The organism is Corallococcus sicarius (assembly GCF_003611735.1).
GTDB classification, from domain to species: Bacteria; Myxococcota; Myxococcia; order Myxococcales; family Myxococcaceae; genus Corallococcus; species Corallococcus sicarius.
This window is the reverse complement of sequence record NZ_RAWG01000385.1, coordinates 1-7,795: the sequence shown is the minus strand read 5'-3', so window position 1 is coordinate 7,795 and position 7,795 is coordinate 1. Positions and strand designations below refer to the sequence as shown.

The window sequence follows — 7,795 nt, the reverse complement described above, 5'->3', positions numbered from 1 at the left end:
GGCATCTCTTCGCCCGCAAAGCTGTTTATGAAGAGTTGATCGCGGCGCTGGAGGACCGTCTCCCGCCCTCGCGTTTCGACGCCTGATTCATGAATCTTTTCGCAGCCTTGCGCGGTGGCCAGCCCCAGGCCCCGGGCCTCCGGCGCGGTGGCCACCAGGTACACGCCCGCCGTGTCCGCCACGTCCACCGCCATCCCGCATGACATGGGCTCGCCCCCGTCGCGCGCCACCACCGTGTGTACGTGTGGCGGGGGCGGCTGCTGCCAGATGGAGAGGATTTTCCGCCACTCGGGGCCGTAGGCCTTCGCGTTGATTTCCACCAGGTCCTGCATCCCGTCCACGGACTCCACCGGCACCCCGGGCGTCACGTCCGGCAGATCCTTCAGCCAGGCGCCCATGGCGGGCACGGTGAAGTCCGGCCGGTAGCCTCCGGCGGCCAGCACGCGCTTCGCGTCCGGCTGTCCGGGCGTCAGGGTGATGCGCCAGCGCGACAGGCCCAGGCCCCGGTAGAAGTCGCCCAGCGCGGGCAGCGCCTGGGCCAGCGCGTCCGCGTGGCTGAAGAGGACCTGCTGGAAGTGCGCGTCCTGGTACGAGGGCAGCGCGAAGGCCTCCACGCCCGGAAGGCGCAGGTGGCGCAGCGAACCGCGTTCGGCCTGCAGGCGCTTGAATTCGATGAGGTTGGCGTGCAGCCGCGAGGTGAGTTCGGCATCCGTCATTGCGGGCGCGGAGCCTAGACGCGGAGGCGACAGCCAAAGAACAGCCCTGGAGGAAAGGGCGCGCACACCGTGCGCCCGGGGATTAGGTTCCAGCTTCACGCCGCCATGAGCCAGCGCTTCTTCTCCTTCGATCCCCGCCCCACCCGAATCGCCCTCTTCCTGGGCGCATGCCTGCTCGCGGTCCTCACCGCCTGGGCCCTGGCGGACTACCGCGGGGGCGGGGGGCTGCTCGCCATGGCGCGCGCCGGCATCAGCGCCGGCCTGATGCTGACCTTCCTGGTGTCCGTCCACCGCCTGCGCCCCCGCGCGGCGTGGGGCGTCACCCTGGACAGCGCGGGCGTGCGGGTGTCCCGGCCCTTCAGCGGCACGCCGCTGGAATTGCACTGGGGACAGATTGATTCCGTGCGCCGGGTCGGCCGCAAAGGGAGCGTGCTGGGCCTGTTCCTGAAGGAGGAGGGAAGGGTGCTCGTGACGCGGCATCTCTTCGCCCGCAAAGCTGTTTATGAAGAGTTGATCGCGGCGCTGGAGGACCGTCTCCCGCCCTCGCGTTTCGACGCCTGATTCATGAATCTTTTCGCAGCCTTGCGCGGGCTCCCGGACCTTGTCCGGGATGCCGGGTGGTGGTAGGCACAGCAGGCTCAGCCCTGTCGCAACGGCAGCCTTTCCCAAGGACACGTTTCACATGGAAAAGACCCCCGCTACCGGCGCCGCGCTGGCCGCGCCGCCCGCCGATTATGGGACGGACAGCATCACCAAGCTCGAAGGGCTGGAGGCCGTCCGCAAGCGCCCCGGCATGTACATCGGCGACACGATGACCTACGGGCTGCACAAGCTCGTCTACGAGGTCGTCGACAACTCCGTGGACGAGGCGCTCGCCGGCTACTGCACGGACATCGAAGTCGTCATCCACGTGGACGGCTCGCTCAGCGTCCAGGACAACGGCCGCGGCATTCCCGTGGGCCCGCACCCGGACCCCAAGTTCAAGCACAAGGACACGCTGGAGGTCGTGCTCACGGAGCTGCACGCCGGCAGCAAGTTCGGCAACGGCGCGTACAAGGTCTCCGGCGGCCTGCACGGCGTGGGCGTCACGTGCGTGAACTTCCTTTCGGAGTGGTTCAAGGTCCGCATCCAGCGCAACGGCAAGGTGTTTGAACAGGGCTACGCGCGCGGTGTGTCCAACAGCCCCCCGGTGGAGGTGGGCACCACGGACAAGCGCGGCACGATGATCCACTTCAAGCCCGACCCCACCATCATGGAGACGGCGGACTTCAACTTCGAGACGCTCAGCCAGCGTCTGCGCGAGCTGGCGTTCCTCAACGCGGGCCTGCACATCACCATCCGCGACGAGCGCACGCAGAAGGAGCACGACTTCAAGTTCGACGGCGGCATCGCGTCCTTCGTGGAGTACCTCAACAAGGCGAAGGAGGCGCTGCACGACAAGCCCGTCTTCATCAAGTCGGAGCGGGAGGGCGTGTCGCTGGAGATCGCCATGCAGTGGAACGATGGCTACGACGAGCGCATCTTCACCTTCGCCAACAACATCAACACCCACGAGGGTGGCAGCCACCTGTCCGGCTTCAAGGCCGCGCTCACGCGCACGCTCAACAGCTACGCGGAGAAGGGTGGGGCGTGGAAGGACCTGAAGGAGACGCCCACCGGCGAGGACGCGCGCGAGGGCCTGTCCGCCGTCATCTCCGTGAAGCTGTCCAACCCCCAGTTCGAGGGGCAGACGAAGACGAAGCTGGGCAACAGTGAGGTGAAGGGCCTGGTCGAGCAGATGGTGAACGACCAGCTCGCGTCCTTCCTGGAGGAGAACCCGCCCGTCGCCAAGAAGGTCGTGGCCAAGGTGGGCGACGCGTGCCGCGCGCGCATCGCGGCCCGCAAGGCCCGTGAGACGGTGCGCCGCAAGGGCGTGCTGGACGGCGGAGGCCTGCCCGGCAAGCTCGCGGACTGCCAGAGCCGCGACCCGCATGAGAGCGAGCTGTACATCGTCGAGGGTGACTCCGCAGGCGGCTCCGCCAAGCAGGGCCGGGACCGGCGCAACCAGGCCATCCTCCCGCTGCGCGGCAAGATCTTGAACGTGGAGAAGGCGCGCTTCGAGAAGATGCTGACCAGCGCCGAAATCGTCACGCTCATCACCGCGCTGGGCACGGGCATCGGGGCGGAGGACTACGACCCGGGCAAGGCGCGCTACCACCGCATCATCCTGATGACGGACGCAGACGTGGACGGCAGCCACATCCGCACGCTGCTGCTCACGTTCTTCTACCGGCAGATGCGCGAACTGATTGACCGGGGCTACGTCTACATCGCGCAGCCGCCGCTCTACAAAGTCACGCGCAACAAGAAGGACAGCTACGTCAAGAACGAGCGCGACCTCAACGAGTACCTCTTGAAGATCGCCGCCGAGCACGCCCGGGTGCAGACGCCCGCGGGGGAGCTGGGGGGCAGCGAGCTCAAGGTGCTGCTGGAGAAGGTCATCACCTACGAGGAGCGCCTGGAGAAGCAGGCCAAGCGCCGCGACGCGCGCATCGTGGACGCGCTGGTGCAGGCGACGGACCTGCGCGCGGAGCTGCTCGCGGACGAGCAGGCGGTGGAGAAGGAGTACCTGGCGATGCGCGAGTACTGCCAGCGGCGCATGCCGGACGTGATGGGCCGGATGTCCCGGCGCGTGGAGCAGGACCCGGAGCACCAGTCCAAGAAGCTGGTGGTGCTGACGGACCTCAACGGCTCCATGCGCGAGTCCGTGTTCGATCACGCCTACCTGTCGTCGCCGGAGTACCAGGAGCTCATCACCCTGCGCGAGGCCTTCAACTCGCTGGGCAAGGCGCCCTACCGCGTGAAGGTGGACGCGGGCGAGGTGACGGCCTTCTCCGTGCAGGAGGTGCTGGCCGCGGTGCGCAAGGACGCGCAGCGGGGCCTGGGCCTGCAGCGCTACAAGGGCCTGGGAGAGATGAACCCGGAGCAGCTCTGGGACACCACCATGAACCCCGTCACGCGCACGCTGCTCCAGGTGCGGGTGGAGGACGCGGTGGAGAGCGACGACATCTTCTCGCTGCTGATGGGCGAGGCGGTGGAGCCCCGCCGCGAGTTCATCGAGCGCAACGCCCTGGACGTGCAGAACCTGGACATCTGAGGTTCGCCGTCCCTTCGTGAAGCACGCGCCGGGCCCCGGGACAAAAGACCCGTGGGCCCGGTGCCGTTTTTCGGCTCCGCGCCCACGTGCCCTTCCCATCCTTTTTGAGCCGGGCCGCGCGAAGCAGCCCCGGAAGCCCTTACGGAAGGAACCTGGCGACCAGCGACCAGCGCGTGGAAGCGCCCGCGCGCATGTTGAGGATGGCGGTGATGGCGATGACGCCCGCCATCGTGGCGAGGTTCACGATGCCGCCCACGTCCATGGCCTTCATCGTCTTGGCGGCCGTCTCCGGCGTGTTGGCCGTCGGGGTGAGGCCCGTCTCGGCGGGCACGGCGCCCTCGGGCGCCTGCTTGGCCAGGAAGGCACCGCCGAAGATGTTGGCCGCGCCCAGCGCCACGGTGGCGCCCAGCAGCACGTCCTTGGCGATGACGAGCCCGCGCGTGGTGCTGTCAATCTCCTTGCCCGTCAGCTGCGAGCGGCCCACCAGCCAGGTGATGGCCGCCAGCCCCACGGATGCCGCGTTGACGATGTTGAAGCCGTTCCAGGCGGCGTTGGCCACCTGACCCCGCTCCTCGTGCGAGTCCAGCACCTTCACCGCCGGGTTGAGCGCGATCTTCCCGAACAACGTGCCACCGAAGCCGGCGGCGAGACCCAGGTTGTGCAGCACCAGACCAGTCGAGGACAGCACAGGCATCATGAACGGACTCCCAACAGAGAGAATGTGGATGTCCGTGAGGGTAGGCACTGCCCTCTCGCGCGGGAGCAGCGCGTCAGGGTGATGCCCTGGAGGGCCATGATGCCCGGCTGCCAACCGGGCCTCCTGGCGGGGGCCCGGATGCCCGGCTGCTCAAGCGGGGGCTAGCGCTCGGAGCGGTTGGCACCGCGGAGCGCTTCGGCGCGCTCCTTGCGGGACATGTTCGTCACGTCGACGATGTCGAAGTCGATGGCGCCCTGGTTGTCGCCCAGGCTGAGGTCCGGGAAGACGCAGCGCAGGTCCTTCACGCCGGACACCTGGTAGCGCTTGCCCGCCTCGAACAGCCGGTGCGTGCGGCGCACGGCCTCCTGGCTGGGGCCCTTCTCCACGCACAGCACGGTGCGGATGCGGCCCTGGGTGCCCCCCTTCACCTCGGCGAAGTCGTCGCGCACGGTGAAGAGGTAGGTGGACCTGGGGTTGAGGCCGCGCAGCAGCATCTGGTGCTGGGGCTTCACCTGCACGGCGTTCTTCTGGGGTTCGAAGAGCACCGAGCGCGGCGGGATGTACGCGGACTGCCGCAGGTGCACGCGGATGGAGCCGCGGTTGTCCTCCGGGCCGGTGTCATCCAGCGCGAAGAAGTGCAGCTTCTTCGCGCCCTTGAGGGTGCGGGGCGCGGCGCTGACGAAGCCCACGGCGCTGTCGGCGGGCAGGTCTCCTTCCGCGAAGTACACGAGCGTGCCGGACGCGACGCCGTCCCCTTCCGCGAACGCCGCGCTGCCCTCGGTCCACACCGAGTAGGCCGCGCCGGGCGACACGTCGATGGTGGCCGTCGGGTACTCCGGCAGCGGCAGGGCGTTGTACATGGGCCGCAGCACCAGGAGGCGCGTGGGGTAGTCCACCACGCGCATCTCGCGGTCCTTGCCCGTGAGCTCGGAGTCGTCGCCCGCGTCACCCGGCGCGGCGGCGACGGCGGTCCCCGCGTCCGTCGTGGGGTCGGCTCCGGCGTCTCCGGCGTCTCCAGCGGCCCCAGCGTCCAGGGCGGCGGCGGCGACCGTGCTGCCGGCGTCGGGCTCCCCCGCGTCGGGGAGGAGCGCGGTGGTGATGACGGACGCCGCCTGGGCGCTCGCGGGCGCCAGCTCCAGCTCCGCCTTGAGGTGGTACTCCGCCTGGTTGGGGGAGAAGCGGCGCGTCCACGCGCGGTAGCCCGGCTTGGTGATGACGATGGTGTGCGGCGTGCGCACGTCCGCGCCCACGACGCGGTTGGGCGTCTTGCCGGCGGGCCGGCCGTTGACGACGATGGCGGCCCCCTCCGGCTTGGAGGTGATCCACAGGATGGCGGCGTCACCGGCGAGCTCGTCGACGGTCTCCGGTGGGAAGATGAAGCGGAGCGCCACGCCGATGAAGATGAGCGCCAGGGCGGCGGCGAAGACGCCCATGCTCAGCGACCGCACCTGCTTGACGCGCTTGCGCTCGCGCTCGGCGGCCTCGGCGGCCAGCTTCTCGCGCACGTCATCCACGCTGGTGCGCACCCGGGGCGCGGCCTGATCCTCCGGCCCGGTCTCCGTCTGCAGCGCGGCGGCGGTCTCCACCGGCGTGTCGCGCGGGGCGGCGAACGTGGCGGGCGACCGCGGCATCGCGGTGGGCTCCATCCCGGAGTCGGTGTCCGGCTCGGGCGGAAGCTCCGGCGGCAGGGGGCGGCGGCCGACGCCGGTGGCCTCGCGGGTGCTGCCCGGGGTCGTCACCCGGCGCGTGCCCGTGGTGCGGCGCACGGCGGTGGCCTGCGTGGTGCTGTTACGGCGCGCGGCGCCGTCGCTCGCGGGGCGCAGGGCCGGGGTGCCGGGCGAGCGCACGCCGGGGCTGGAGGGACGCGCCACGCCGGGGCTGGACGGGCGGACCACGGCGGGGTTGCCGGGGCTGGATGAGCGGCCGTTGCTGGACGGCAGCCGCGCGCGGCCCTGGGACGGCTCCGACGACGGGGACTGCCACGCGGCGAGCTGATCCTTGAAGCTGGGCGGCAGCTCCACCTTGCGTCCCTCGGCGGCCAGCTCCTCCGCGAAGAGGTACGTCATCAGCTGGCTCAGCATCGTGGGCGTGAAGCGGGGCGTGTCGCGGTAGAGCATCTCCACCAGCGACTCGCTCAGGTCCTTCGCCGTCTGGTAGCGCGCGTCGCGGTCCACCGCCATCGCGTGCGCGACGATCTGCTCCAGCTCCTCGCCCACGCCCGGGTTGACGGCGGACGGGGGCAGGCAGTCCCCGTCGATGATGCGCGGCAGCACGGTGACGAACTCGCCCTCGAAGGGGCGCCGTCCGCACAGCATCTCGTAGAGGACGATGCCCGCGGCGTACACGTCCGTGCGGGCGTCCAGGTCCTGCTGTCCCCGGGCCTGCTCGGGGGAGAAGTACGGGTACTTGCCCTTGAGCGTGCCGGGCGACGTCTTGGCCTCCACCGCGCTCGTGGCCTTGGCGATGCCGAAGTCGATGACCTTGACCTCGCCCTCGTAGGAGATGAGGACGTTGTCGGGGGACACGTCGCGGTGCACGAGCCCCAGCGTCTGGCCGTCCTCGCCCACGTGGCGGTGCGCGTAGTCCAGGCCCTCGCACAGCTTGCTGGCGATGTGCAGCGCCAGGGGCTGCGGCAGGAAGCCCACCCCGGCGCGCGACGCGCGGCGCAGCACCTTGGACAGGGGCTGGCCGTGCACCAGCTCCATGGCGATGAAGTACTGCCCGTCCACCTCACCGAAGTCGAAGATCTGCGCGATGTTGCCGTGCGTGAGGCCGGCCGCGACGCGCGCTTCGCTGATGAACATCTCCACGAAGTCGTGGTCGTCCACGAAGTGCGGGAGGATCTGCTTGATGACGCACGGCTTCGTCACGCCGGCCGCACCCGTCAGGCGCGCGCGATACGTGACGGCCATGCCCCCCGCGGCAATCTTGGAGACCAGGACGTACTTGCCGAATTGCTGGAGACTGGGTTCTGCCACGGGTGAGCAGGCGGGGCCGGAAAAGGGGGGAGGCCGGAGCATACTCGCCTTCGCCGGAAAGTCCCGGAAGCGCTCGCATGGCATGCGAAGATTTCGCTCCGGGTGCTGGCCGGTGAGCGCCGGGGCCTGGTGGGTTGTGACAACCCGTGGAAATGACTGGACGTCCAGGGTGGGGGCCGGGGGGGCGTGAGGTGGACTGTTGCGGTGGTTCACACTTCTTCACGGAGCTTCGTTCGGCGCGGCCCGGGGGCGGGGTTATCACCTGCGC

Annotated in this window: 5 protein-coding genes; 2 read left to right on the top strand and 3 right to left on the bottom strand. The window is 69.7% G+C overall.

Going from position 1 to position 7,795, the window contains the following annotated elements:
- A partial coding sequence (locus D7X12_RS36430) for a GNAT family protein (RefSeq protein ID WP_208719513.1) occupies positions 1–716 on the bottom strand: 716 nt, incomplete at its 3' end.
- Between the two features lie 105 nt (positions 717–821).
- Between D7X12_RS36430 and D7X12_RS36425 the strand changes: the two genes are divergently transcribed.
- Together D7X12_RS36425 and gyrB are read left to right on the top strand one after the other, a co-directional pair.
- On the top strand, positions 822–1,277 hold the full coding sequence (locus tag D7X12_RS36425; protein WP_120629809.1) for a hypothetical protein: 456 nt from the start codon (positions 822–824) through the stop codon (positions 1,275–1,277).
- A gap of 121 nt (positions 1,278–1,398) precedes the next feature.
- Positions 1,399–3,852 carry a DNA topoisomerase (ATP-hydrolyzing) subunit B gene (gene gyrB, locus D7X12_RS36420; RefSeq protein ID WP_120629808.1) on the top strand — a complete coding sequence of 818 codons (2,454 nt, stop codon included), beginning with the start codon at positions 1,399–1,401 and terminating at the stop codon, positions 3,850–3,852.
- A gap of 139 nt (positions 3,853–3,991) precedes the next feature.
- Here the strand turns inward: gyrB and D7X12_RS36415 are convergent, their stop codons facing one another.
- Positions 3,992–4,549, bottom strand: coding sequence for a hypothetical protein (locus D7X12_RS36415; RefSeq protein WP_120629807.1), 558 nt, complete (start codon positions 4,547–4,549; stop codon positions 3,992–3,994).
- Positions 4,550–4,710: 161 nt separating this feature from the next.
- Positions 4,711–7,569 carry a protein kinase domain-containing protein gene (locus D7X12_RS36410; protein ID WP_341868263.1) on the bottom strand — a complete coding sequence of 953 codons (2,859 nt, stop codon included), beginning with the start codon at positions 7,567–7,569 and terminating at the stop codon, positions 4,711–4,713.
- Positions 7,570–7,795: the final 226 nt, after the last annotated feature.

What these genes read in the sequence shown, in the direction of transcription:
- D7X12_RS36425 (WP_120629809.1), top strand. Translation starts at nt 822, where the DNA reads ATGAGCCAGCGCTTCTTCTCCTTCGATCCCCGCCCCACCCGAATCGCC.
- D7X12_RS36415 (WP_120629807.1), bottom strand. Translation starts at nt 4,549, where the DNA reads ATGATGCCTGTGCTGTCCTCGACTGGTCTGGTGCTGCACAACCTGGGT.
- gyrB (WP_120629808.1), top strand. Translation starts at nt 1,399, where the DNA reads ATGGAAAAGACCCCCGCTACCGGCGCCGCGCTGGCCGCGCCGCCCGCC.
- D7X12_RS36410 (WP_341868263.1), bottom strand. Translation starts at nt 7,569, where the DNA reads ATGCTCCGGCCTCCCCCCTTTTCCGGCCCCGCCTGCTCACCCGTGGCA.